Consider the following 25,595-nt stretch of genomic DNA (forward strand, 5'->3'; position numbering starts at 1 on the left):
GCACCCCTCCCACTTCAGCTCCTTGGAACCGACCCTAACGAGCCAGGCCACCCGCCCACAGGCAAATCTGAAGAAAGATCACATGCCGAACCACGCCACCGCGTTTGCGGCCGAATCGTGAACGGCGATGTTGGTCCGGCGCTACCGTGGTAAATCCGGGGGAGAACGAGGAGTTCGCTGCGATGACCAACCGGCACCCAGAAGTTCCCGACGACGCGGACCGCGATCACAGCCTGCTGATCACTGAGACGCAGCAGCGCGAATTGCTGGAGTTCTTCACTACGACCGAGTTCGAGTTGCGCGAGGTTACGCTGCAGGCGCTGGCCGAAACCCCGATTGGCCGGGATATTGCGGAACAACATCTTGCCGAACTCACCGACCTCACCCGGCAGGCCTGCGATGCCGTAGCCAACGTTGTCACCATCGAGGAACGGATCGCACACCTCGACTTTGTCCCTGGAGATCCCGACTAGCGGGAACGCTCCGCGACGATCAGACCAGCAGCGGGAGCAGGGCGTGGCGGCGGCGGACCACCGCGCCGTAGCGGGAGTCGAGGCGCAGCCAGGCGTCCGTGGCGCTCACCCGGACGATCTCCGACTCCGTCGGCTTGGGCACCAGGAAACCCATGCCGGACAACACGAACAGGCAGCGCAGCGGAACCTTCACCTCGAAACCCGAACCGCTGACCGTGAAGACCTCCTGGTCCAGCAAGGACGCCGGCGGTGTCCCCTTTGGACCGACGTTGTCCTTGGCCACGTCGATGCCGCGCTCCGCGACCTCCCCGACGAGCTTTGCAGGCAGATCGTCCACCCGGTGCCAGCCCTCGAACGGCGGCAGTTCGGAGCGCCACATCAGGTCCCGCGGCGGTCCGGGATCCATCACCGGGGCGCCCGCCACCGTCAACGCGGCCAGCAGTCCGTTGCCGGACACCGTCACGTCCGACGGCTCGACCTCGCCCTCGACCGACCTGGTGGACAGCGCGTCGAACGGCGTCGCCGCCCACACGTCGACGCGGGCTGCGCCAGGCCTGTTGCGCAAGCGCACCAGCGCCTGGCCGTCCAGCCGCACCGCGCGGGCCACGAACGCTCCGAGGTCCTCGCGCTCGACCGGGTCGGGCATCCGCAGCTCAGGCACGGCCCAACTCCGACTTCGCCGGTTCGAGCTGCCACTCCGCGAGGAAGTTCCGCTCCTGCGACGTCAGCCGCCGCGGCCGCCCCGCCCGCAGGTCGTAGGGCACCATCAGGGTTTCCGCGGTGGCCACCGCCTCCTGCGCGTAGGCCGTGTAGTCAACGATGAACGACGCGGCCTTCAGTTCCCGCACCGACATCCGCACCTGCAGCGACCTCGCCTGGTACAGCAGCGGACTGTGATAGTCGATCACGACCCGGGCGACCACCATGCCCTCCGCCATCCCGAGCAGGCCCTGCCGTTTCGCCTCGGTGAACAGCAGCTCGGCCCGCGCCTCCTCCAGCAGCGTGATCGTCCTTGCATGGTTGACGTGCCCGAACGCGTCCATGTCGGACCAGCGCAGGGCCACCTCGGCTACGAACGCGCCCACTGGCGAGCTTCCTTTCTGCCGTTCGGGTGGCTTGCGGCCGGCACGACCGCAAGCCACCCGACGTTCACCGGACCATGCTGCGCAGCTGGCGGGCCGCCACCGACAGCGTGGCCAGATCCAGCCGACCGGAGTTCTTGATCTGCTCCAGCGACGAGTTGGCCCGCGCCAGTCGCGACTCGTTGGTCGACTCCCAACGAGCGATCTTCTCCTCCGGACTGTCCTCCGGATCGCTGGTCCGCAGGACGTCGATGGTGATTGCACGCAGCGACGCGTAGAAATCATCCCGCAACGCCAACCGGGCCAGCGAGTGCCACCGGTTCCCGCGCTCCAGCTCGTTGACCGCCAGCAGCATCCGCTCGACGTCGAGGTGCTCCGCGAGCGAGTAGTACAGGTCCGCGCTTTCCCGCGGGCTGCGCTCCGCCGCGACCCCCGCGTCGCGTTCCGCGAGCTCGGCGATCTCCCGGATGTCCAGCAGCGCGAACGAATCCAGCAGCACGCCTAGGCGTTCCGCCAGGTCCTCTGGGACGCCAGCCGCTACGCAGTGGTCGATCATCTCGGTGGCGCCTTCGGCCGCCCGGCCGCGAAGCAGGCCGCGGACCGAGTCGGACAGCTCCGCCACCACCGGCTGGAACCGGCTGATCTCGGCACCGATCGCCAGCGGCTGCGGCCGGTTCGTCAGCATCCAGCGCGCCGCCCGGTCCAGCAGTCGGCGGCTTTCCAGCACCAGCTCGTCGGCCACCGAACTCGGCATCGAACCGCCCAGCGCGTCGATCTGCGCCCACAGCTCGCGCAGCCCGAAGACGTTGGTGACCACCGCGAACGCCCGCACCGCGTCGGTCGTCGAAGCGCTGTTCTCCTCCGACAGGCGGTAGGCGTAGGAGATGCCCGCGCCGTCGACCATCTCGTTCACCAGCAGCGTCGTGATGATCTCCCGGCGCAGCGGGTGCGCCGCGATCGCGTCGCCGTATTGCTCCCGCAGGGGCTTCGGGAAGTACTCCGGGAGCCGACCGCTGAACGCCTCGGCGTCCGGCAGGCCGCTGGCCAGCACATCGCGCTTCAGCGACAGCTTGACGTGCGCCATCAGCGTCGCCAGCTCCGGCGAGCTCAGCCCCTCCCCGGCCTTCTCGCGGTCGCGGAACTCCTTCGACGTCGGCAACGCCTCCAGCTTGCGGTCCAGCCCCGTGGTCTTCTCCAGCGCGGTCACCTGGCGGGCGTGCACCGACACCATCGGGGCGGCGTGCGCCCGCGAGATGCCCAGCACCGCGTTCTGCGAGTGGTTGTCGGCCAGCACCAGCTCGCCAACCTCGTCCGTCATGTCCGCGAGCAGCTCGTTGCGCTGCTCACCGGTCAACTTCCCGTCGGCCACCAGGTGGTCGAGCAGGATCTTGATGTTGACCTCGTGGTCGGAGCAGTCCACACCGGCGGAGTTGTCCAGCGCATCGGTGTTGACCTTGCCGCCGGCGCGGGCGAACTCGATGCGCCCGAGCTGCGTCAGCCCGAGGTTGCCGCCCTCGCCGACGACCTTCGCCCGCAGGTCGGCTCCGTTGACCCGGACCGCGTCGTTGGCCTTGTCGCCGACCTCGGCGTGTGTCTCGGTCGCAGCCTTGACGTAGGTGCCGATGCCGCCGTTCCACAGCAGGTCGGTCGGGGCCAGCAGGATCCTCTTGATCAGCTCGGCCGGGGCCAGCTGGCGCACCGACTCGTCGATGCCCAGCGCCTGCCGGATCTGCGGGTTCAGCGGGATCGACTTCAGCGACCGCGACCACACGCCACCACCGGCGCTGATCTTGGTGCGGTCGTAGTCGTCCCAGGTCGACCGCGGCAGCTCGAACAGCCTGCGGCGCTCGGCGAAGGACACCGCCGGATCCGGGCCGGGGTCGATGAACACGTGCATGTGGTTGAACGCGGCCACCAGCTTGATGTGCTCGGACAGCAGCAGCCCGTTGCCGAAGACGTCCCCGGCCATGTCGCCGATGCCGACCACGGTGAAGTCCTCGGACTGGGTGTCCACGTCGAGCTCGCGGAAGTGCCGCTTGACGCTCTCCCACGCGCCCTTCGCGGTGATGCCCATTGCCTTGTGGTCGTAACCCACCGAGCCGCCGGAGGCGAACGCGTCGCCCAGCCAGAACCCGTAGGACTTGGCCACGTCGTTGGCGATGTCGGAGAACTTTGCGGTGCCCTTATCGGCCGCCACCACCAGGTAGGTGTCGTCGCCGTCGTGGCGCACCACGTCCCGCGGCGGGGCCACCTCGCCGCCGGCCAGGTTGTCGGTCAGGTCCAACAGCCCGGAGATGAACATCCGGTAGCAGGCGATGCCCTCGTCGAGGGTGGCCTTGCGGTCCACCGCCGGGTCGCCGGTGGGCGTCGGCGGCCGCTTCACCACGAAGCCGCCCTTCGCGCCGACCGGCACGATCACCGCGTTCTTCACCGCCTGCGCCTTGACCAGGCCCAGGATCTCGGTGCGGAAGTCCTCCCGCCGGTCCGACCAGCGCAGACCGCCGCGGGCCACCGAACCGAACCGCAGGTGCACGCCCTCCACCCACGGCGAGTACACGAAGATCTCGAACTGCGGGCGCGGCTCCGGCAGCCCCGGGATCTCCCTGGGCTCCAGCTTCAACGCCAGGTAGGAGCGCTCGCGCCGCTCGTCCCCGGCGAAGTAGTTGGTCCGCAGCGTGGCGCGGATCAGGCTCAGATAGCTGCGCAGGATCCGGTCCGCGTCGAGGCTGGTGACCTCGTCGATCAGCTTGGTGACATCTTCGGTCAGGTCCGCCTCGCGGGACGCCCTGTCGTCCGCGCCCAGCGCCGGGTCGAAGCGCGTCTCGAACAGCCTGACCAGCGTCGTCGTGGTGGTGCGGTGCGCCAGGATCGCGTCCTCGATGTAGTCCTGGCTGTAGGCGATGCCGACCTGCCGCAGGTACTTGGCGTAGGCGCGCAGCACCGAGGCCTGCCGCCAGTTCAGCCCGGCGCGCAGCACGAGCGCGTTGAACCGGTCGACCTCGGCGTCACCGAGCCAGGCGGCCCGGAAGGCGTCCTCGAAGCGCTGCCGCAGGGTGTCCAGCAGGCCCCCGCTGGTCGCGCTGTCCAGCAAGCTCGGGTCCAGCCGCAGCCCGAAGTCGTAGATCCAGTACTGCTGGTCGGTGTCGCCGACGATGACCTCGTAGGGGCGCTCGTCAACGACCTCGACGCCCATGCTCTGCAGCACCGGCAGCACCCGGGACAGCGTGACCCGGCCGCCGACGTAGAGCTTGAAGCGGCGCTGGCCCGCGCTGGCGTCACGCGGCGCGTAGAACGACATCTTCAGGTCGCGGGGGCCCGATAGCGACTCCAGCCGCCGCAGGTCCGCCAGGCCCTCGGCTGCGGTGAAGTCCTCCTTGTAGGACTCCGGGAAGCTCGACGCGCAGCTCTGACCGATCTGGCTGATCGCTTCCGACAGGCTGCGCGTCGCGTGCCCGTCGCGGCCGGCGCCGGACTGCTCGGCGTCGACCTCCTCGATCATCTGGTCGTCCCAGGTGTGGATGGCCTCGTCGAGCCGCCGCTGGATGCGCGCCAGGTCCGGCTCGCCCTGGTTCTCCGGGTCGGTGTGCACCACGAAGTGCACCCGCGCCAGGGTGGATTCGCCGACCCGCGTGCTGTACTCCAGGCCGGTGCCCTGGAGCTCCTCCAGCAGCACCTCCTGCATCGCCAGCCGCGAACTGGTCGTGTAGCGGTCCCGCGGCAGGTACACCAGGCAGGAGTAGAAGCGGCCGTACGGGTCGCGGCGCAGGAACGGCTTGAGCTTGCGCCGCTCGGCCAGCGCCAGCACGCCGGTGATGGTTTCCTGCAGCGTGTCCGGGTCGGTGGAGAACAGTTCGGTGCGCGGGTAGTTCTGGATCTCCTCCAGCATCCGCTGGCCCGAGTAGGACTCCATCGGGAACCCGGCGCGGTGGATGATCTCCCGCACCCGGCGTTGGATGAACGGGATGTCGAGCACGTCTTCGTGCAGCGCGGCGGTGTTGAACAGCCCGAGGAACCGGTGTTCCCCGTTGACCTGCCCGGACTCGTCGAAAGTCTTGACACCGACGTAGAACGGGTGCACCGGACGGTGCACTGTGGACGGTGCGCTGGCCTGCGTGAGCACCAGCAGGTCCTTGGACAGCGCGCTGGCGCGGCCGTCCGGCCCGGCGGTCAGGCTGCGCGCCGCGACGCTGTCGCTGCGCAGCACGCCCAGCCCGGAGGCCAGCACGGCCTGCAGTGCGGGTCCGGAACCGTCGACCAGCTCGTAATGCCGGTAGCCGAGGAACGTGAAGTGGCCTTCGGCCAGCCAGCGCAGCAGCTCGACCCCGTCGTGGACGTCCTCGCCCGGCAGCAGCGGCGGGGTCCGCTCCAGCTCGTCGGCCAACGCCTTAGCGGTGGCGTGCATCCGCTCGGTGTCCTCGACGACCTCGCGCACGTCGTTGAGCACGTCGGTCAGGCCGTGTTGGAGGACGCTCAGCCGCTCTTCGTCGACGACCCGGTCGACCTCGACGAACATCCAGCTTTCGGCGATCGCGTCGGCCGGCGGTTCCGCCGGGTCCGCACCGGGCAGCACTTCCTGCAACTCGCCGGCCACGTCGCGGCGGACCACGAAGATGGGGTGGATGATGCGCTGCACCTCGGCGCCATCGCGACCGAGCTCGGCGATGACCGAATCCACCAGGTAGGGCATGTCGTCGGTGACGATCTGCACCACCGTCGCCTGGCTCTGCCAGCCGTCATCGGTCCGGTCCGGATTGGAGATCTGCACCAGCGGGCGTCCGGCGACGCGCGTCGAGGCGAGCCGGTAGTGCGACCGCAGGGCTCCGACGAGGTCGGTGGGTTCGTCGTCGACGAGCTCCTCGGCGGGCACGTGCCGGTAGTAGGCATGCAACAGCTCGGCGAGTTCCGGGGTGAACTCGACCGCTCTGTCGAGGAGGCGGCTCTTGGCCAGTTCGGGGTTCTCGGAGCGCTCGCCGACCGCGTCATCCCCATCGGCTCGCGGGCGTTCTCCGGTCTTCGACTGTCCGGGGTTCGAGGTCATCTTCAGGCAGCTCCACGCTTGACGGCACCTCATTGTGCCAACAGGTTCCACCTTAAGACTGCCAGTTCCGGGAGCAGGTGGTGGGCGGCAACGGAGTCGAACACGTGAAAAGCGGCACAATGATCGATGTCTTTGACGTTTCAGAACAACGATCTTGAATCCTGTTCGCGACGAACCCTTATCACGAACCGCTCCGGAAGGAGTGTGGGATCGCCTACAGCGCGCTGTCCTCTTCGTACCGCGCAGCCGGAGATCGCGAAGTGCTCATTGGACAAGCCGGCCGCGAGGCTTCGGAAAAAGCCTTCAGAACAGCGGATCCACCGCTGTGGAGTCGATCGCGGGGCGGCGGTGCCGGGCGGCCAAGCCCGAACCTCGATCGTCCGATGTGGACAAATGTGTCGCGTGGGAAACCTGGGGACGACCGGTGATTCCGGACACACGCGCTTCGCTGTGCCGACCGGACGGTGCGGTTTCCCCGGCTTCCGGCTGCGCGCGCCGACCGCTCTCGTAGGCCATCAGCGCCTCGGTCAGCAGCTCGGCGAGCCCGATCTTCCCCGGCGGGCCCGCATCCGCTCCCGCCGACTCGGCTGCGGGCTCGGCGGCCGGTGCCTCTTCCCCCGGCTGTTCTGCGGTGGCTAACTCCGCAGCAAGCGGCACTGCGATCGACGGCTCGGCAGCTGGCGGCTCGGCAGCTGGCGGCTCAGCGGCGTCCCCGTCGCCGACAAGTTCCGCCGTTCGATGCCGCTCGACCACCGGGAGGTTCGGTTCGGTCGCCCAGTCCTGGCGGTGGCGGCCCAGCACTTCTGCGGCTGGAGTTGGTGGTGCGACCGCAGGTTCGGACGTTTCTCGTGCGTCGGATGACTCGGCCGGTTCGGCCGGATCGGCGTGGCGTGCTCGGCGACGGCTCCTGCGCGGCTCCGCGGACAGTTGGAGGCTGGCGCGGATCTCGGCCAGCGATTTGCCGCGCGACCGGCGTCCGCCCTGGCGCCGCTGCGTCCCGCCCGGCGGAGCCTCCGACACCGCAGTCCCGCTCGCCGGGGTCACCTCCGCCGCCGGAGTCCCACCCGTTGGTGTCTCGGCTGCCGGTTCGGTTTCGCGGCTGCCGTGCGCCGGTTCGTCCTGCGGTGCGTCGTGGACCTGGTAGCTACCCGGCTGTTCGATGGCGGGGAGGTCGTTGCCCGGCAGGTCTCGGCCGTACTGCGAATCCCCGTACCGCGATTCCCGGGGGTGCAGGCCTTCCGGCGACGATTCCTCCGGTCGGTTGCGCGCTGCCGATCCGGTTCCCAGCAGATCGGCCGGTTCGGCCGGGCCGCCGATCACCGGCAGGATCGCCGTGGCGTCCATCGCACCGTTATCGTCATCGGCGGCGGGCGTCGGCCGGTAGATGTCGTCCGCCGCTGCGGCGAGCACTGCCGTGCTTGGCAGCGGCTCGACCGACGGAGACTCGGAAGGCCGGAACTCCACCGACAGCGGCTGCTGCGACTCGGCGGGCTGGGGTTCGTGCGCCACCGGCACTTCGGGGACAGTGCGCTCGGCGTTCTGCGGCTGTTCCGGATTCTCCGACGGCCACCAGTTCGCCTGCGCCGTCGTCGCGACCGGTTCGGCGTGCTCCTCTGAAACCGGTTCGTGGCTCGGAAAACCTTGGTCGGCCGGCTCCGCGAAGGCGACCGCCTCGACCTCGGGCACCTGGATCGTCCGGGCGTTTTGGGCGTCCGCGGGTTCGGCGGCCGCCTGCCAGTCCTGCTGCCCGATCCCGGCCGCCTGGGACTCCAACGCCCACGAGTCGAACACGACCGTCTGCGACGCCGCCTCTTCGGTGGCTTGCGGCTCCTTGGCGGTCCGGGGTTCGGGCGGCTCCTGCCGTCGGTGTCCGCCTTCGCGAAGCTCAGCGGCCCGATTGGTGAGCGTCTCCATCAACCGGCGTGCCGCGTCGTGCGTTTTCTCGTACCCCGACCGGTGCCTGGACGTCGCCTGCTCCGGCTCGGAAGGCTCGGGAAAGCCCTGCTCGAGAAGGCCCTGTTCGGGTCGCCGAGGCTGTGGCGCCGCGGGCTCCGGCTGCTCGGGTTCGGCCGCCCGGGTCCCGACCAGCTCGGGGACCGGCGCCTCCGGCCTGGCCGGTCCCGGCTCGGGTGATGCGCTCGATTGCCGAGGCACCTCGACACCGCCCGAGTGCACCGGGTACTCCGCGAGCAACCGGACTCGTGCGGTGTGCACGGTCGCGCGCCAGCGCCGGTCGGCGGAATACGCGCCCCGGAGCGCGCGAAGCGCTTCGGGGAACTCCGCGCCGCGTTCGTGCACGTGGGACAGGGTGTTCAGGGTTTCGGCGAGCAGTCCGTCCAGCTTGTGCCGCTCCGAGATCGCCGCGGTGTCGTTCAGCGTCCGCACCGCCGCACCGTGGTTGCCGTCCGGCAGGTGCACGCGGGTGGCCATCGCGAGCCCTAACCAGCCGACCGGTCCGGCCGCCGCGGCGCGAACCGGCTGCGCCAGCACGGATTCCGTCGCTTGGACGGCCTCCGGGCGGCGCCCCAGTTCCAGCAGCGACAGCACCCGCTCCAGCACCAGCCGAGCGCGCATCTCCCCGCTGTCCGCAGCCGGGTCGCCGAGCTGCCCGAGCAGCGCCAGTCCGGCGTCGGCCACCGCGATGGCTTCGTCGAACTCGCCCAGCCTGCGGCGATGCCCCGCACGCGCAGCGCAGACCCGCGCGTTGAGCAGCCGGGCGGTGTCCCGGCCGAGCCCGCACGCCTCGTACAGCCACTCGGCCTCGTCGAGCGCCTCGGAGCGGTCCCCGTCCTGCCCGTGCGCGGGCAGCGACGCCGCCAACGCGAGCAGGGCATGCGCCCGCACCTCGGGCGCGATCCGGTCCTGCTCCAGCACCGGGTTCAACACGCGAACGGCGACCTCGCCGCTGCCCGCGCTGCTGGCGCACCACGCCAGCTCGACCCGTAGCTCCGCCTCGACCTCGGCGTCGCCCGCCGCCTCCGCGTCGCGGACCGCCGCGAGCGCCCGACTGCTGGCCGCGACCCCGCGGCCCAGCCGGTTCGAGGCGAACAACGCGAGGGCCTCGGCGCGCAGCCGAATCGCCCGGTCGCCCGCACGCCTAGCGAGCGCAACCGCGCGATCACTGAGCACCAATGCCAACTCGGGGACTCGCCACCGCATCTGTCGTGCGGGTTCGAGCAGTCCCTGTGCCGAGCTTGTGTTCGGTGAAGCGGGCACGCTCGCCAAGGCGCCTCCGTTCAGCCCCGGGACAGTTTTCGGTGCGTCACGCGGTGCGGGCGGGCCGCGTCCGGACCCAGTCTCTCGAGCTTGTTGTCCTCGTAGCCACCGAAGTTGCCCTCGAACCAGAACCACTTCGCCGGGTCCTCGTCGTCGCCTTCCCACGCGAGGATATGGGTGGCGACGCGGTCCAGGAACCACCGGTCGTGGGAGATCACCACGGCGCAGCCGGGGAACTGTTCGAGCGCGTTTTCCAGCGAGCTCAGCGTCTCCACGTCGAGGTCGTTCGTCGGCTCGTCCAGCAGGATCAGGTTGCCGCCCTCCTTGAGCGTCAACGCCAAGTTCAGGCGGTTGCGCTCACCACCGGAGAGCACCCCGGCCGGCTTCTGCTGGTCCGGGCCCTTGAACCCGAAGGCGCTGACGTAGGCGCGCGAAGGCATCTCGACCTGGCCGACCTGGATGTAGTCCAGCCCGTCGGACACGACCTGCCAAACGTTCTTGTTCGGGTCAATGTTCGCGCGGTTCTGGTCCACATAGGACAGCTTGACGGTGTCGCCGACCTTGACCGTGCCGGAATCCGGCTGCTCCAGGCCCACGATGGTCTTGAACAGCGTCGTCTTGCCGACGCCGTTCGGCCCGATGACGCCCACGATGCCGTTGCGCGGCAGCGTGAACGACAGCCCGTCGATGAGGAGGTTGTCGTCGAAGCCCTTCTTCAGGTTCTCGACGTCGACCACGACGTTGCCCAGGCGGGGGCCCGGCGGGATCTGGATCTCCTCGAAGTCGAGCTTGCGGGTCTTCTCCGCCTCAGCGGCCATCTCCTCGTAGCGCGACAGACGGGAGCGCGACTTGGTCTGGCGGGCCTTGGCGTTGGAGCGGACCCACTCCAGCTCGTCCTTGAGGCGCTTCTGCAGTTTCGCGTCGCGCTTGCCCTGCACGGCCAGCCGCTCGGCCTTCTTCTCCAGATAGGTCGAGTAGTTGCCCTCGTAGGGGAAGGTGCGGCCGCGGTCCAGCTCCAGGATCCAGCCAGCGACGTTGTCCAGGAAGTACCGGTCGTGGGTAACGGCGAGCACGGCGCCCGGGTAGGTGGCGAGGTGCTGTTCCAGCCAGAGCACGCTCTCGGCGTCGAGGTGGTTGGTCGGCTCGTCGAGCAGCAACAGGTCGGGCTTGCTCAGCAGCAGCTTGCAGAGGGCGACCCGGCGGCGCTCGCCACCGGAGAGGTTCTTGACCTCCGCGTCCGGCGGCGGACACCGCAGGGCGTCCATCGCCTGCTCCAGCTGGGAGTCCAGTTCCCACGCGTCGGCGTGATCCAGGTCCTCCTGGAGCTTGCCCATCTCCTCCATAAGCTCGTCGGAGTAGTCGGTCGCGAGCAGTTCGGCGATCTCGTTGAAGCGGTTGAGCTTCTGCTTGATCTCCCCGACGCCCTCCTCGACATTGCCGAGGACCGTCTTCTCCTCGTTGAGCAGAGGCTCCTGCTGCTGGATGCCGACGGTGTAACCCGGCGTGAGGAACGCTTCACCGTTGTTCGGCTGGTCGAGTCCCGCCATGATGCGCAGCACGGTCGACTTGCCAGCCCCGTTCGGACCGACGACGCCGATCTTGGCGCCGGGGTAGAACTGGATGGTCGCGTTGTCGAGGATGACCTTGTCACCATGCGTCTTGCGCACGTTTTTCATGGTGTAAATGAACTCGGCCATGACATGAATCGTAGTTGCGCCCCGTGCCGGACCGCGCACGCGGTCCCCCAGCCCCTCGCCGTCGGCATCAATACGCCTCGTACCGGCACCTATCACCTCCTCCGGATCGAAATTGTCGCTGGTCGGCGGCGAAGATCGCGGTCAGCCGCCAGGCAGGGAAACCAGCCCGCGCTCGCCTCCCGGACGTGGTCTTGACATGCCGGGCACGTCCGGTGGCGCGCCCCGCGCCAGGTCCAGCCCGATCGCGTTGGCCTCCAACTCGACGACGGTGCGCCACTGCCCGCCCGACTCGTAATCGCGGGTGCGCAGCCGCCCGGTCGCCACCACCGGATCGCCTTTGCCCAGCGCGCTGGTGACCCCGTCGGCCAGCCGCTTCCAGCAGTTCACCGTGGCGTAGAACCGGTCGCCGTCCACCCATTCCCCGGTGTCCCGGTCGAGCCGGCGGGAGGCGGCCACCACCCGGAAGTTGACCACCCGGTGGCCGTTCTGCGTCTCCCGCACGACGGGGTCGGTGAGGACGTAGCCCACCACCGTCACCTGCGTCTCGAACATCTGCCGCTCCTCTCGGTCCCGCGGGCCGAATTCCGGCCCGTGACCAAGAGATTGCCCGAGCGATGTCACGCAGCGCGACAGATTTACCACGTTTCGTGCACATTCCGGCCGATCGGCCAGGTCACTTGCTGCGAGGGGTGTCCTTCTCGGCGAGTTGCCTCAGCATTTCGTTGTACGCGGCCAGATCCGCGCCGCCGTCCGCATCGGCCTTCCGGTCGATCCTCCGGGCCGTCCGGGAATCCGCCCTGGACCACTGGATCAGGAGCGCCAGCATCACCACGACCAGCGGCACCTCGCCCGACGCCCACGCCAGGCCGCCGCCGAGCCGCTGGTCGGCGAGCAGGTCGGTCATCCAGGACAGGTCGAGGCCGCGGTAGAAGGACGCCCCGATCACCGTCTGCGACATCATCAGCACGATTCCGAAGAACGCGTGGAACGGCATGGAGGCGAAGACCAGGCCGACCTTGCCCAGCGACGGCAGCGGGCGCGGCGCCGGGTCGATGCCGATCACCGGCCAGTAGAAGATGTAGCCGACCAGCAGGAAGTGCGCGTTCATCGCCAGGTGCGCCCAGTGCTGGGTCAGCGCCACGTCGAACAGGCCGGAGAAGTACAGCGCGTAGAAGGAGCCGACGAACAGCGCCAACGCCACGAACGGATTGGTCAGCACGCGCGCCACCGGCGAGTGCACGAACGCCAGCAACCATTCGCGCGGTCCAGGCGGCTGCGTCTTCCCGGCGGGCTTGAACACGCGCAGCGCCAGCGAAGTCGGACCGGCCAGCACCAGGAAGACCGGTGCCAGCATGGACATCAGCATGTGCTGGCCCATGTGCACACTGAACATGGCGGGCGCGTACTTGCCGATGCCCGACGAGGTGGCCATGAAGATCGTCGCGCACCCGCACAACCAGGCGATGGTCCGCCCGACCGGCCAGGCGTCACCGCGCTTGCGCAGCCGGTAAACGCCCCACAGGTACAGCCCGGCCAGCGCGAGCGCGAACGTGCCGTAGATCAGGTCGAACCGCATGTCGAACAGCAGCCGGAACAGCATCGGCGGGGCGTCCAGCGGGTAGCCGATCAGCAGCTCCGTCCGGCCCGGCACCGCCCTGCTCCCCTCCGGCGGAGGGGTGCGTCCGAGGGCGACAGCGACGCCGACCGTGGCGAACATGATCAGCACCTCCGCCGCGCCCAGCCGCAGCAGCACGGCCGCACCGGCCCCGTCGTCCAACCGCCGGACGACGCCGCGGCGCTGGAAGTACCCGAACGCGCCGAGAGCCACCAGGCCGACGACCTTGAGCACCAGCAGGAAGCCGTAGGTGGAGGTGAACAAGTCCGCCGGCGACACCCGGACCAGCGAGTTGATCACGCCGGAAAGCGCCATCGCGATCCAGCACACCAGGGCGATCCGCGAGAACCGCCGGGCCACCAGGGGGAGGTGCGCACCCCGGCGGGCGGCGTGCGCCAGCAGCGCCACCAGGCCACCCACCCACAGGACCGCGCCGAACAGGTGGACGAGCAGGCTGTTGGTCGCGATGTCGTGCGCGCCGCCGCTGGCGGAGTGGCCGGTGGCGATCACCGGGAACAACCCGGCCAGCCCCAGGACGAAGGCCACCACGGTCCAGCCCCAGGACAGCACCACCCGGCAGACCAGGGCGACCACGAACGCGATCAGCGCGGTCAGCGCCCACGCCTTGGCTTCTTCCAACGCGTCGACCAGGCCGAAGAGCACGTCGACGCTGAGCACGTCCCCCACCGGGCGCCCAGTGGCGTCGGCGGCGATGAACGGCACCATCAGCGCCGCACCCACGCACCACACCGCGGCCGCCCAGCTGGCGGTCCGCACGGCGGCGTAACCGTCGGCGGCCAGCGGACCCGAACGCTTCGCCGGAATCCCGAACGCGGCCAGCAGCAGCGAGCCGATGCACACCACCGCACCGGATTCGGCCACCACCCGGACGGCCGGCAGGCCGTACTGCGTGATCGGCCCGGGGTCCGGCAAGCCGAGCAGCGCGTAGGAAGCGCCGGCGGAAAGCGCGGTCAGGGCGGCGGCGATCAGCGCCGCCAGCACCCCGGCGGTGATGACCAGCACGCCGACCGTGCTCGACGTGCGCCGTTCCGGTGCTGGCGCGGGGGTCTCGGATGGCACATACCGAGCGTAACGGCCGATCCTGGGCGGCCACCTTGCAGGATGGCGGCCGGGAGCGTGGTTTGCCGCACGTGCGGGCCGCTACGGTTGCGGAGTGACCACTGTCCGTCGCTGTGCGTTCGTGTTGCCGATGTTGCTGCTGTGCACGGTGACCGGCTGCGCCTCGAAGATCCCGGGCGAGCCGATCCCTGCGGCGGGGTTCCACGACAACCACCCGGCAGAGCCCGCCCAGCCGAGATCGACCGTCGCCGCGGAGGCGCACATCGCGATCCCACGCAACTTCGACGGGATCGATCCGTGCACCCTGCTGACACCCGCGGACCTTGCGGTCGTCGGCGGTCCGGTCGGGCCGCCACACCCGGACAACCCGATCGCCGGGACCTGCTCCCAGCTGTTGACCAGCGGCCCGGAGAACACCGCCGCGGCCGGCTTCTACGAGCCCTACGAGGTCGCGTCCCGGCGCCAACCGCGCGGCGTGCAGCTCGACATCGAGGGGCATTCGGCCTGGTTGTACTGCGAACTGGTGAACAGCCACCAGACCTGCACGGCGGCCACCGCGATCCGGTCCGACCGGACGCTGCTGACCATGCTCTCGATGCAGGGGGCGGCCGCGGCCGACACCGCTGACCAGCTGGGCAAGCTCACGGCCGCCGCCTTGCACAAGCTGCCACCGAACTGATCGGGGGCGGCGGCTGGTTGTCGATCAGCTTGCCGTTCGGTACCGGCTTGGCAACGGTGCGGCGGCAGTCCCACACCTGCGGGCGGCGGCGGCTACCCTGCTTGCTGCAGCTAAGGCAAGCTGCGCTCCGGTCGGCCCCCATAGCTCAGCTGGATAGAGCAAAGGACTTCTAATCCTTAGGTCGCAGGTTCGAGTCCTGCTGGGGGCGCAAAACGCCTGGTGGAAGCATCTGTGGGGTCGGTCTAGTTCTAGATCGACTCGCACTTTACCCGCGAGCATCGCGTCAGGCTCAGAGCTGCGTGCTTCCCAGCGCCTCGACCGTGGCCAAGGTGGTCCGCAGCGATCTCCCGCGTGGAGAGCCCAGCTGCGTCAAGTCCCTTCACGACCGGCCAGTCTCTCCGGGGCTGGACCACTGCCCGCTCGTGGGCTTGTGCCTGCTAGGACTCGAGCCTTTCCGAGCGGGTGGTTGACGACTGCGCAAATTGGCATTCCAGATGAGGATGGAATTGGACCTTTTGGGGCGCCAATTTGCGGGGAGTCTCGGGGAGTCGTCCCCTCCACCAGTCCAGGCGAGGCCGTGCCGCTGATGCGGAGTGTGCCCGCCCGTTGAAAGGAAGTCCATGTTCACCGGTCTGAGCGCCTTTCCCCTCACCCCGACCGACGAGGTCGACATCGACGAGAAGGGATTCGCCCGCCTCGTCGCCCGGCTGGCCGCGGCCGGTGTCGATTCGATCGGTGCACTCGGGTCGACCGGCGGCTACGCCTACCTCACCCGCGAGCAACGCGCCCGCGCCGCCCGGATCGCCGTCGAGGCCGCAGGCGAGGTTCCCGTCATGATCGGCATCGGCGCCCTCCGCACCCCGGAAGTTCTCGCCTTGGCCGAGGATGCCCAGAACCAGGGGGCGTCAGCGGTTCTGCTCGCCCCGGTGTCCTACCAGCCGCTCACCGATGACGAGGTCTTCGGGCTTTACGAGGACGTCACCAAGGAGCTGTCCGTCCCGCTGTGCGTGTACGACAACCCCGGCACCACGCACTTCACCTTCGGCGATGAACTGCACGGACGCATCGCTGCGCTGCCGAACGTCGGCGCGGTGAAGATCCCAGGCATCCCCGCCGAACAGGCCCCCGAACGGATCGCTAGCCTCCGCGGCAGCCTTCCCGATGGCGTCGCTCTCGGGGTCAGTGGCGACCAGTTCGCCGCAGCCGGTCTCAACGGAGGCGCCGACCTTTGGTTCAGCGTCATCGGCGGACTGCTGCCCGAACTGTGCCTGTCCATCACCCGCGCCGCAGCCAACGGCGATCCTGACCGGGCCACTGCCCTGTCGGACCGCTTGCAACCGCTGTGGAATTTGTTCCGCCGCCACAGCAGCCTGCGCGTAACCTCCGCTGCGGCCGAACACCTAGGACTCATCGACCGCCCAAACCTGCCCCGGCCGCTGCGCGGTCTCGATCCGAACGTGCGAAAGGAGGTCGCGGCAGCGCTCGACGCCCTCGGCGTCCGGGCGTGAGCAGACCTGCACTCGACTGCGCGCCGTCGGACGTCACGTGTCACGTGGAGCTCTGGTCACGGCTTCCGCGCTGCTTTACGGCGTAGCGGTGGCGTAGCTGGTGTTCCTACTTCGTGGTGAACAGGGATCGCATTTGCTTGCCGTTGGCGAGGACGACGGCTCCGAGGAGGAGCAGGCCGCACGTTCCTTGCTCGATCTTCATCCACATCGGAGCCCATGCCGGGCAGCGCGATGATCATAACTATCGCCACCAGCATGAGACGGGTTCGTGTCGTGAGCTGCCCGGCGACGGCCTCGCCCAACGGCGGTCCTTCGCATCGCCCACCAGGTTGAGAACGCCCAGGAGTGGAAACACCTAGTGGTGTCGCGAAGAACCCGACCGGTTTTTTGGGGGGCGGGCGTGTGACTCACGAATTTCCTGATCGACTCGGCGGGATCGCGCTGTCCGTGACGCGGATCGTCGTGTCGTTCCTGTTCATCCAGCATGGCGTGGCGGCCCTGTTCGGCGTGCTGGGCGCCCCTTACGCCGCATCGCTGTTCGCGTGGCCGAGCTGGTGGGCGGGGTTGATCCAGGTCGTCGGCGGGGCTTTGGTCCTCCTCGGACTTTTCACCAGGCCGGCCGCGCTGGTGTGCTCCGGCGCGATGGCCTTCGCGTACTTCACCGTGCACCAGCCCCGGGGACTGCTCCCGATCCTGAACGGCGGGGTTCCGGCCGCGCTGTACAGCTGGTTTTTCCTGCTGTTCGCGATCCTGGGGGCCGGACCGTTCGCGCTCGACGTGCTGCTCCGCCAAGCCCGGCAGGCCCCCGCGCCCACCCAGGCGGGCTGAGTCAGGCGTTGACGCCGGTAAGGGCGAAGAACTCCTGCCTCGACCGCGCGTCCTGCCGCAGGGTGCCAAGCAGCGTCGAGGTCACGGTGTTGGAGCCGGTGGCCTGCACGCCTCGCAGGGTCATGCAGGTGTGCTCGGCTTCGATCACGACGCCGACGCCCTTGGGCTTCAGCTGCTCGCACAGCCAGTCGGCGACCTGCTTGGTCAGCCGTTCCTGGACCTGCGGACGGCAGGCGAAGTGCTCGACGACCCGGGCCAGCTTCGACAGCCCGAGGATCCGGTCTCCGGGCAGGTAGCCGACGTGCGCGGTGCCGACGAACGGCAACAGGTGGTGTTCGCAGACCGAGCGGACCGGGATAGCCCGGGCGAGCACCAGCTCGTCATACTGCTCCTCATTCGGGAAGGTCGTCAGGTCGAACGGCCGCGGCGTGAACAGCTCCGCGTAGGCACGGGCCATCCGCCCCGGCGTGCCGCTCAGGCTCTCGGAATTGGTGGATATCCCCAACGCCCGCAGCAGATCACCGGCCGCTTTCTCGGCGGCTGCGAGGTCGATCTCGCCCTCGGGCTGGTGGGCGACGTGCAGGGCAGGTGCGGACATCAGGCGATCCTCTGAGTCGGTTGCGCCAGGCCACCTGGCTCGGCCACCCGGACTAGTTTCACCAATGAACGCTAGTCTTTTTCACGCCAACGGGTCAATGCAGCAGTATGTGACCTCCCCATGCCAATTTCGGACACCACATTGGGCGTGAGAGGCGTTACCGTGAAAGCATGGTCTCCAGCGACGAGTCGGCCGTGGGCTCGATGGCGGCGGTCGCAGTACTGGCGGACGGCCTGCGGCGCGGGATGTTCGAGTTCATCCGCCGCGCCCGTCGGCCCGTCGGCCGGGACGAGGCAGCCGCCGCGGTCGGCATTTCCCGCAAGCTCGCCGCCTTCCACCTGGACAAGCTCGTCGACGCCGGGTTGCTGTGCGCGCGGTTCGAACCGGTGGGCGGCATCCGCAAAGTCGGCCGCACGCCGAAGGTCTACGAACCCACCGACGCCCACATCGGGGTGAGCATCCCGCCGAGGCGCCCCGACCTGCTGGCCGACATCCTGCTCGACGCGGTGCTCACCGAGGGCGAGCGCGAGACCGCGATCGAGTCGGCGATGCGCACCGCGCGCGAACGTGGACACCGCCTCGGCGCCGAAGAACGCCTCCGCAGCCGCCCCGGCCGCCTCGGCGCCGAACGCGCGCTGACCAGGACCGAAGAGGTGCTCACCCGCTACGGCTTCGAACCCGACCGGGAGACCCCGACCTGCGTCCGGCTGCGCAACTGCCCGTTCCACCCGTTGACCGCCAGGTCGCCGGAGCTGGTTTGCGGGCTCAACCACGCCTTCCTGCAGGGCTTCCTGGCCGGGCTGCAGGCATGGTCCGTGGAGGCCGCCCTGGACCCGCGGCCCGGGGAGTGCTGCGTCGCCCTGCGCAGCACGTGAAGGCTGCTCACCAGCGGGCGCGAAACTGGGGGTGCGCCCGCTGATGGACAGCCGTTCGATCAGCGGACGGCGCTTGCAGGTTCGGGCGCTGCCGAGCTGTCGTCGCCTTGGCGCCGGAAGGGCGCGGCGAGGGTGGGCAGGATGTGGTGGCGGTTGCGGATAAGCGCGGCGATCGCGATCACGGCGTAGCCCCCGCACAGGACGTAGCGGGCGGTCTGGCCGGGCAGCGCGAACTGCGCCGCGAACAGCCCGAGCAGCGTCCACGCCGTCCAGCGCGGGAAGCGCAGCGCCAGCAGAGCGGCCACCCCGAGCACCGTTTGGGTCGCGGTGAGCAGGAACTCCTCCACCTGACGGGCGTCGAGCTGCAGCGCCGTCCCACCACCGCCGAGCAGGTGGGCCACCGGCAGGCTGCCCACCAGCAGCGTCCACTGGTTGACCTTGGCGGAGATCAGCGTGCCGATCGCGTCGGCGCCCTTGCCCCGGACGGCGAACAGGATCGCGACGATGAACTCGGGCGCTTCCGAGGCCAGCGGCGCGAGCCACTGCACGAGCAGGAACTGGTCGATGCCCAGCTGCGTGCCCGTTTCGATCAGTGAGTGGGCGAAGGGTTCGGCACTGACGACGATTACCGCTGCGGCGAAGACGAACAGTGCGATCACCAGCGGTCGGCGGACGTGCTTGGGCAGCCCGCCGATGGTGGCGGCGGTGCCGACCAGGTCGGGTTCTTCCGCCTCGGCGCGCGAGACCTTCCACAGGTAGAACACGAAGAACCCGAGCAGCGCGAACCCGAGCAGCAGCGAGATCTGACCGGTCGCGGGCACCAGGAACGCGATCACCGAGGCGATCGCGAGAAACCCGAGCTCCACCCGGTTGCCGGACTCCAGGGTCAACTCACGCACCGACTTCCCGGTGCGCCGCTTGGCCAGCGCGAGCGCGACGACCACCACCAGCGACCAGCCCAGGCCGAGCAGGAGCCTGTTGGAGCCGGTCATGTTCGCCGCGGCGTAGGCGACGTACTCGGGATTGCTGCCCGCGGTGTAGGCGAAGTAGAGGTCGACCGCGTACTCGGGCAGCACGGCGATCACCGCGAGGATCGCGATCGCCAGCCCGCCGGAGATGTCGACCTGCGCCGCTTCCGCGGCCCAGGCCAGCACGAACGACGAGGCCACCACGGCCATCCCGAACAACAGCAATCCCAGCACCGGGCTCGGCGCGAGCCCGGAAAACCGGAGGACCAACGCGGGCACCGCCAGCGCTCCGCAGAGCGCGAGCGGTCGCAGCAGCTTGGTGGACATCGAACACCTTCCCGGGCCGTGGCCTGCCTCGGCCGGGACGTCCAGGGGTCTCGGCCAGGCGCAGATCAGCTGGCCGAAGGTCTCGTCCACCCGCGTCGCGGGCGCCACCGCCGGAGAAGGATCTCAGCGTGTCGAACGGTGGGCTTGCGGACTACTCCCCTTCGGAACGAGATCACCCTGGCATTCATTTCGTAGTTTTCGCAACCAACGAAGCATTTGCACGGCTTCCCACCCGGGGGTTGCGCGATCAGGAACAATCGAGCTCGCCATGCCGAAAAATCCCGCGCCGCACGCCGCAGAATCCGACCTGCCCAGGCTGGACCTGCCCAGGCGGGACGCCGAACCGACCGCGGCCCAGCTGACCGCTGCCGCGGCGACGTTCGCGCTGCTCGCCAGCCCACCACGATTACACCTCGTGTGGTTGATCACACACGGTTCCTACGACGTGGGCACGCTGGCCAAGCGGGTCGGCATCAGCATCGCGACGGTCAGCCAGCACCTGAGCAAGCTCCGGTTGGCGGGTGTCATCACCGCCCGCCGCGACGGCCGCCGCCACCTCTACACCGTCGACGACCCGCACGTGGTGGCGCTGGTCGAGCAGATCTTCGAGCACATCGCCCCGGACGGCACCCTCGCTCCGGACCCGCCACAGACCCGCTGACGCCAGCGCCGCGGGCTTCGACGCAGCCCGCTGTGGGCGGCGGGAAGTGGGTGCCGAGCACGAGGGTGTCCGCACCGGCGAGGGAGCCGAGCAGCGCGCGGCGGGTAGCGGCGGACTGCTCGGGTCGATGTCGACGCAGCTGCCGATGCCGGGGTGGGCAAGCTGGACGGGGTGGTGGACGCAGTCGCCGGTGATCAGCGCCGCGTCGCCACGGCTGGTCAACTGGACCGCGACGTGCCCGGGGGGGTGTGCCGGGGAATGTGGAGCAGGCGCGGTTGCCCGCGAGGAGCCCGCCCCCGACGCCGAAGCCGTTCTCGACCGGGTGGTCGCCCCGGTCATGTACCGCATCCTGTTCCGCCCCACGGCACCGACGCCCATTACGCCCGCGGCCTGGTCGCCAGCCTCCTGCGCGCACCGGAGTAGGCGCGTTTCGGCAGCCGAGCCATAAGCGCGGCTTATGCCCACCTCGGGAATCGGCCCCTACTCGCGGCCCGGAGGTGGGGGTTTGATGCCTGCTATCCCTACGAGGAGGTAGCGAGATGGCATCACCCCCGGACGCGGTATCGGCGGAGCAAGTGGCTCCCACCGAACAATCCCGGTCCATCTGGTCGGTTCGGATCGGTGTCATCCCGCTGCCGTTCTACGCGCTGCTGGTCGTCGTGCTCGCGGTGCTCGCCTGGCAGGACGACCTGGCGGCCGACATCCCGACGATGGCCGCACTGCTCGGCGTCTGCAGCTACACCTGCTACGAGGTCGGGCGGCGCATCCCGGGCTTCCGCTCGATCGGCGGGCCGGTCATCCTGGTGACCTTCCTGCCCGCGTTCCTGGTCGCCGCGCAGTGGATCCCCGCCGACCTGGCCAAGCACATCTCGACGTTCTACAAGTCCACGAACTTCCTGTACGTGTTCATCGCCGGAATCATCGTCGGCTCCATCCTGAGCATGAACCGCACGGTGCTGATCAGGGGCTTCCTCAAGATCTTCGTGCCGCTGGCCGCGGGTTCGGCGGCCGCGCTGGTCGTCGGTTCGCTGGTCGGCTGGGCGATCACCGGCGACCTGCACCGGACCGTGTTCTTCATCGTCGTGCCGGTGATGGGCGGCGGCCTCGGCGAGGGCGCCATCCCGCTGACCCTCGGCTACGCGCAGTCCGGCGCCGGCCAGGCGGAAACGCTGCTGGCGCAGGTGCTTCCGGTGGTGCTGCTGGCCAACGTCTGCGCGATCGTGTTCTCCAGCGTGCTGTCCATGATCGGGCAGCGCTTCCCGCAGACCACCGGCTTCGGCAAGATCCAGCCCGCCGAGGACGACGAGCTCGACCTCGCCGATCGCGGACACGTCGCCTTCGACATCCGCCAGCTGGCCGCCGCCGGGTTCATGGCCGTCGCGCTGTACCTGCTGGGCGAGGCCACGCACGCGCTGTTCGGCTGGCCGGCGCCGATCGTGATGCTGGTGGCCGCGATCCTGCTGAAGCTGAGCCGCTGGCTACCACGCAGCCTGGAGCACCACTCGGGCCTGGTCTACGGCTTCATGTCGACGGCCGTGACCTACCCGCTGCTGTTCGCCATCGGGGTGTCGTCCACGCCATGGAACGAGCTGCTCAAGGCGTTCACCGTCGGCACCGTGATCACCATCGTCGCCACCGTGGTCACCATGATGGCCACCGCGTTCCTGGTGGGTCGCTGGATCGGCATGTACCCCGTCGACACCGCGATCGTCGTCGGCACGCACACCGGCATGGGCGGCACCGGCGACGTCGCGATCCTCAGCGCCACCCGGCGCATGGCGCTGATGCCGTTCGCGCAGATCGCGACGCGCATCGGCGGCGCGATCACGGTGACCATCGCGCTTATCGCCCACGCCAACCTGTACTGAGAGGTGGAAAGCAAGTGCAACCGCTCCGCGGCGTGACCGTGGTGGCCCTCGAACAGGCCATCGCCGCGCCTTATGCCACCCGGCAGCTCGCCGACCTCGGCGCGCGGGTGATCAAGGTGGAACGGCCGGGCGCGGGCGACTTCGCGCGCCAGTACGACTCCCGCGTCAACGGGTTGAGCTCGCACTTCGTGTGGGTCAACCGCAGCAAGGAATCGCTGACGCTCGACATCAAGGACCCGCGCGGCATGGCCGTGCTGCGCCAGCTGCTGGGCACCGCGGACGTGTTCATCCAGAACCTCGCGCCGGGAGCCGCGGCCCGCATGGGGCTCGGTGCCGAGGAGCTGCAGGCCGACAACCCCGGGCTGGTCGTGTGCGACATCTCCGGCTACGGCCGGGGCGGCCCGTACGAGTCGATGAAGGCCTACGACCTGATGGTGCAGAGCGAAGCCGGGCTGCTGTCGGTCACCGGCTCCGGCGACGACATGGCCAAGGTCGGCATCTCGGTATCGGACATCTCCGCCGGGATGTACGCCTACAGCTCGATCCTCGCGGCGCTGCTGGAACGCGCGAACACCGGCAAGGGCGCGCACATCGACGTCTCGATGCTGGAATCCACTGTGGAGTGGATGGGGTTCCCGCTCTACTACACCTACGACGGCGCCGAGCCGCCGCCGCGCGCAGGTGCGGCGCACGCGACGATCTACCCGTACGGCCCGTTCACCGCGGGCGACGGCAAGGTCATCATGATGAGCATCCAGAACGAGCGGGAATGGCGGGCGTTCTGCGACCGGTTCCTGGGAAAGCCGGGGCTCGCCGAACACCCCGACTACGCGGGCAACGCCAACCGCAACGCCAACCGCGAGGAGTTGGGCCGGATCATCGCCGCCCGCTTCGCTGCCCTGACCGGCGACGAAGCAACCGCGCTGCTGACCTCCGTGCCGGTCGCCTGCGCCCGCGTCAACACCCTCGCCGACGTGTGGAAACACCCGCAGCTGGCGGCGCGCGGCCGGTGGCACGAGGTGCAGACGCCGCGCGGCCCGGTGCCCGCCTTGGCACCTCCCGGGCCGGTCAACCCCAAACCGCGGATGGATCCGATCCCGGACGTCGGCGAGCACACCAGGAAGATCCTGGCGGAGCTCGGCCGCGGAGAGTCCGATGTGGACGATTTGATTCGTGACGGAGTGGTGTGATGCGGAACGCGGTCACCTGGCTGTTCGTGCCGGGCTCACGTCCTGAGCGGTTCGCCAAGGCCGCCGGGGCGGGCGCCGATGTCGTCATCGTCGACCTGGAGGACGCCGTCCCGGCGGATGCCAAGGCCGCGGCACGGAAGAACCTGCGCTCCGCGTGGCCGATCGGCTCCAGCGTGGCGGTGCGCATCAACGGGCGCAGCAGCCCGGAGTTCGACGCCGACGTGGCGCTCTGCCGGGAACTCGACCCTGCCGCCGTCGTCCTGCCGAAGACCGAAAGCGCGCAGGACGTCGAGGTAACCGCCGAAGCCACCGGAAGCCCGGTGCTCGGCCTCGTCGAAACGGCGCGCGGATTCATCAACCTCGGCGAGATCTGCGCTGCCCCGGGGCTCGTCAGGCTGGTGTTCGGCAGCATCGACCTGGCCCTGGACCTCGGCGTCACGGCCGACGCGGCGTTGGACACGTCGCGCAGCGACCTGGTCCGGTGGTCCGCGGCGTGCGGGCTGCCCGCGCCGCTCGACGGTGTCACACCGTCGATCAACGACACCGAAGCCATCGAACGGGATTCGCGCCGCGCCAAGGAGTGGGGTTTCGGCGGGAAGCTGTGCATCCACCCCGCGCAGCTGCCGGTCGTCCGCGACGCCATGCGACCGAGCCCCGAGGAGGTCGCGTGGGCCCGACGCGTGGCCGAAGCGGACGAGCAGGCGCTCGGAGCTGCGGTGTCGCTGGACGGTGCGATGATTGACCGGCCCGTGGTCGAACGCGCACGGCGGTTGCTGCGGGCGGCGGAATAGGGTCGCGTCGAGCGGCGCGGTGGTTTGGCGATTTCGCGCGGAACCGGCGTCCCCCGCGCCCACCAAACGACGTTTTCGCGCGAAACCGGCGTCTCCGAACGCTCCGGACGATGCGTGATCGAATCCGGCTCGAGGTTCGTGGACGAGGCGCTTGAACGGGGGCCAACGTGGACATCGCCCACCTGCGCGACTTCATCACCGTCGTCGACTCCGGCAGCCTGACCCGCGCCGCCGCCCAGCTCTACGTGTCGCAACCGGCCCTGAGCCAGCGGATCGCCCACCTGGAATCCGAGCTCGGGGTCCGGTTGCTCGAACGCGGGCCGCGCGGCGTGACGCCCACCGCGGCGGGCCGCGCCCTCTACCGCGACGCGCAGCAGCTGGTGCGGCAGTTCGACCGCATCGCGGGCGATGTGCTCAGCGGCGACCGCATCCACGGACCGGTCGCCGTCGGGCTGCCCACGACCGTCTCGGTGCGCCTGGCCCCGGCACTGTTCTCGTGGACGAAGGCCCACCACCCCGGCATCCACCTCCAGCTGTTCGAGTCGATGAGCGGCTACATCCAGGAGCTGCTGGCCCTCGGCCGCCTCGACCTGGCCGTGCTGTACCGCGACGACGACACCGTCCGCCCCGCCGAGACCCTGCTGTACTCGGAGGACCTTTTCCTCATCGGGCAGCCGAAACCGCCCGCTGCCGACGAGGACGAGGTCGGGTTGGTGAACCTGCAGAACACACCGCTGGTGGTGCCCGGCGGGCGCAGCAACCTGCGGGAGCTGATCGATCGGGCCTTCACCGCGCAGGGGCTGGTGCCGTCCATCGTCGCGGACGTGGACTCACTGGGCGCCATGATCCGCATCGCGGCCAGCGGTGAGGCGTGCACGATCCTGCCGCTGTCGAGCGTCGCGGACCAGGCGAACCACCGGGAGCTCGGGGTGCGGCGGATCCGCAACCCGGTCATCTCGCGGAGCGTCGCGGTCTGCAATGCCGTCGAGTACTACCCGGCCCGGGACGCCGTGGCGGCCGTGCGGGAGGGCATCTCGGTGGTGACGCGGCAGATGGTCGCAGCCGGGGAATGGCCGGGAATCCGGCTGGCCTAGCGCTTTT

At 69.5% G+C, this 25,595-nt stretch carries 20 protein-coding genes and 1 tRNA gene; 12 read left to right on the plus strand and 9 right to left on the minus strand.

Features of this window, described 5'->3' with window-relative positions:
* Positions 1–182 precede the first annotated feature (182 nt).
* The gene (locus DL519_RS23585) at positions 183–473 is read left to right on the plus strand and encodes a hypothetical protein (RefSeq protein WP_190817989.1); all 291 of its coding nucleotides are present in this window, start codon (positions 183–185) and stop codon (positions 471–473) included.
* Positions 474–492: 19 nt separating this feature from the next.
* Here the strand turns inward: DL519_RS23585 and DL519_RS23590 are convergent, their stop codons facing one another.
* The 7 genes from DL519_RS23590 to DL519_RS23620 all read right to left on the minus strand — a co-directional run bounded on the left by DL519_RS23590 (position 493) and on the right by DL519_RS23620 (position 14,201).
* Positions 493–1,134, minus strand: a complete 642-nt coding sequence (locus DL519_RS23590) for a hypothetical protein (protein WP_190817991.1) — start codon at positions 1,132–1,134, stop codon at positions 493–495.
* The gene (locus DL519_RS23595; RefSeq protein WP_190817993.1) at positions 1,127–1,558 is read right to left on the minus strand and encodes an acyl-CoA thioesterase; all 432 of its coding nucleotides are present in this window, start codon (positions 1,556–1,558) and stop codon (positions 1,127–1,129) included. Before DL519_RS23595 ends, DL519_RS23590 begins: the two co-directional genes overlap by 8 nt.
* Before the next feature lie 64 nt (positions 1,559–1,622).
* Positions 1,623–6,593 carry an NAD-glutamate dehydrogenase gene (locus DL519_RS23600; protein ID WP_190817994.1) on the minus strand — a complete coding sequence of 1,657 codons (4,971 nt, stop codon included), beginning with the start codon at positions 6,591–6,593 and terminating at the stop codon, positions 1,623–1,625.
* Positions 6,594–6,896: 303 nt separating this feature from the next.
* Entirely contained in the window at positions 6,897–9,722 is a 2,826-nt protein-coding gene (locus DL519_RS23605) for a YML083C domain-containing protein (RefSeq protein ID WP_190817997.1), read from the minus strand.
* A 107-nt stretch (positions 9,723–9,829) separates the two neighbouring features.
* Positions 9,830–11,506 carry an energy-dependent translational throttle protein EttA gene (ettA, locus tag DL519_RS23610; RefSeq protein WP_190817999.1) on the minus strand — a complete coding sequence of 559 codons (1,677 nt, stop codon included), beginning with the start codon at positions 11,504–11,506 and terminating at the stop codon, positions 9,830–9,832.
* Positions 11,507–11,647: 141 nt separating this feature from the next.
* Entirely contained in the window at positions 11,648–12,058 is a 411-nt protein-coding gene (ssb, locus tag DL519_RS23615) for a single-stranded DNA-binding protein (protein WP_190818001.1), read from the minus strand.
* Between the two features lie 121 nt (positions 12,059–12,179).
* Positions 12,180–14,201 (minus strand): cytochrome c oxidase assembly protein, encoded by a 2,022-nt coding sequence (locus DL519_RS23620; protein ID WP_190818003.1) that lies wholly within the window; start codon positions 14,199–14,201, stop codon positions 12,180–12,182.
* 94 nt (positions 14,202–14,295) lie between these two features.
* Here DL519_RS23620 and DL519_RS23625 point away from each other — a divergent pair, with 94 nt between their 5' ends.
* From DL519_RS23625 to DL519_RS23640, 4 genes are all read left to right on the plus strand, one after another.
* Entirely contained in the window at positions 14,296–14,880 is a 585-nt protein-coding gene (locus DL519_RS23625; RefSeq protein WP_223839453.1) for a DUF3558 family protein, read from the plus strand.
* 134 nt (positions 14,881–15,014) lie between these two features.
* Positions 15,015–15,088 (plus strand) — tRNA-Arg (locus tag DL519_RS23630).
* A gap of 412 nt (positions 15,089–15,500) precedes the next feature.
* Positions 15,501–16,388, plus strand: a complete 888-nt coding sequence (locus DL519_RS23635; protein WP_190818005.1) for a dihydrodipicolinate synthase family protein — start codon at positions 15,501–15,503, stop codon at positions 16,386–16,388.
* A 447-nt stretch (positions 16,389–16,835) separates the two neighbouring features.
* Complete coding sequence (locus tag DL519_RS23640; protein ID WP_263399704.1) at positions 16,836–17,216, plus strand: DoxX family protein; 381 nt, start codon at positions 16,836–16,838, stop codon at positions 17,214–17,216.
* A 1-nt stretch (position 17,217) separates the two neighbouring features.
* On the opposite strand, the gene folE is transcribed toward DL519_RS23640, so the two are convergent.
* Positions 17,218–17,814 carry a GTP cyclohydrolase I FolE gene (folE, locus tag DL519_RS23645; RefSeq protein WP_190818009.1) on the minus strand — a complete coding sequence of 199 codons (597 nt, stop codon included), beginning with the start codon at positions 17,812–17,814 and terminating at the stop codon, positions 17,218–17,220.
* 170 nt (positions 17,815–17,984) lie between these two features.
* Between folE and DL519_RS23650 the strand changes: the two genes are divergently transcribed.
* Positions 17,985–18,689, plus strand: a complete 705-nt coding sequence (locus DL519_RS23650; protein WP_223839456.1) for a helix-turn-helix transcriptional regulator — start codon at positions 17,985–17,987, stop codon at positions 18,687–18,689.
* 59 nt (positions 18,690–18,748) lie between these two features.
* Here DL519_RS23650 and DL519_RS23655 read toward each other — a convergent pair whose 3' ends face one another.
* The gene (locus DL519_RS23655; RefSeq protein WP_190818011.1) at positions 18,749–19,984 is read right to left on the minus strand and encodes a sodium:proton exchanger; all 1,236 of its coding nucleotides are present in this window, start codon (positions 19,982–19,984) and stop codon (positions 18,749–18,751) included.
* Positions 19,985–20,252: 268 nt separating this feature from the next.
* Here DL519_RS23655 and DL519_RS23660 point away from each other — a divergent pair, with 268 nt between their 5' ends.
* The 6 genes from DL519_RS23660 (at position 20,253) to DL519_RS23685 (ending at position 25,588) form a co-directional block, all read left to right on the plus strand.
* Positions 20,253–20,645 (plus strand): ArsR/SmtB family transcription factor, encoded by a 393-nt coding sequence (locus DL519_RS23660; protein ID WP_223839458.1) that lies wholly within the window; start codon positions 20,253–20,255, stop codon positions 20,643–20,645.
* Between the two features lie 46 nt (positions 20,646–20,691).
* Positions 20,692–21,093, plus strand: a complete 402-nt coding sequence (locus tag DL519_RS47105) for a TetR/AcrR family transcriptional regulator C-terminal ligand-binding domain-containing protein (protein WP_223839459.1) — start codon at positions 20,692–20,694, stop codon at positions 21,091–21,093.
* A 91-nt stretch (positions 21,094–21,184) separates the two neighbouring features.
* Positions 21,185–22,513 carry a 2-hydroxycarboxylate transporter family protein gene (locus DL519_RS23670; protein ID WP_190818013.1) on the plus strand — a complete coding sequence of 443 codons (1,329 nt, stop codon included), beginning with the start codon at positions 21,185–21,187 and terminating at the stop codon, positions 22,511–22,513.
* A gap of 14 nt (positions 22,514–22,527) precedes the next feature.
* A complete protein-coding gene (locus tag DL519_RS23675) occupies positions 22,528–23,703 on the plus strand; it encodes a CaiB/BaiF CoA transferase family protein (protein WP_190818015.1) in 1,176 nt (391 codons plus the stop codon).
* Positions 23,703–24,494 (plus strand): HpcH/HpaI aldolase/citrate lyase family protein, encoded by a 792-nt coding sequence (locus tag DL519_RS23680; RefSeq protein ID WP_190818017.1) that lies wholly within the window; start codon positions 23,703–23,705, stop codon positions 24,492–24,494. The genes DL519_RS23675 and DL519_RS23680 overlap by 1 nt, the downstream gene beginning before the upstream one ends.
* Before the next feature lie 167 nt (positions 24,495–24,661).
* Positions 24,662–25,588 carry a LysR substrate-binding domain-containing protein gene (locus tag DL519_RS23685; RefSeq protein ID WP_190818019.1) on the plus strand — a complete coding sequence of 309 codons (927 nt, stop codon included), beginning with the start codon at positions 24,662–24,664 and terminating at the stop codon, positions 25,586–25,588.
* Positions 25,589–25,595 lie beyond the last annotated feature (7 nt).

The organism is Saccharopolyspora pogona, assembly GCF_014697215.1.
Lineage (GTDB): Bacteria > Actinomycetota > Actinomycetes > Mycobacteriales > Pseudonocardiaceae > Saccharopolyspora > Saccharopolyspora hattusasensis.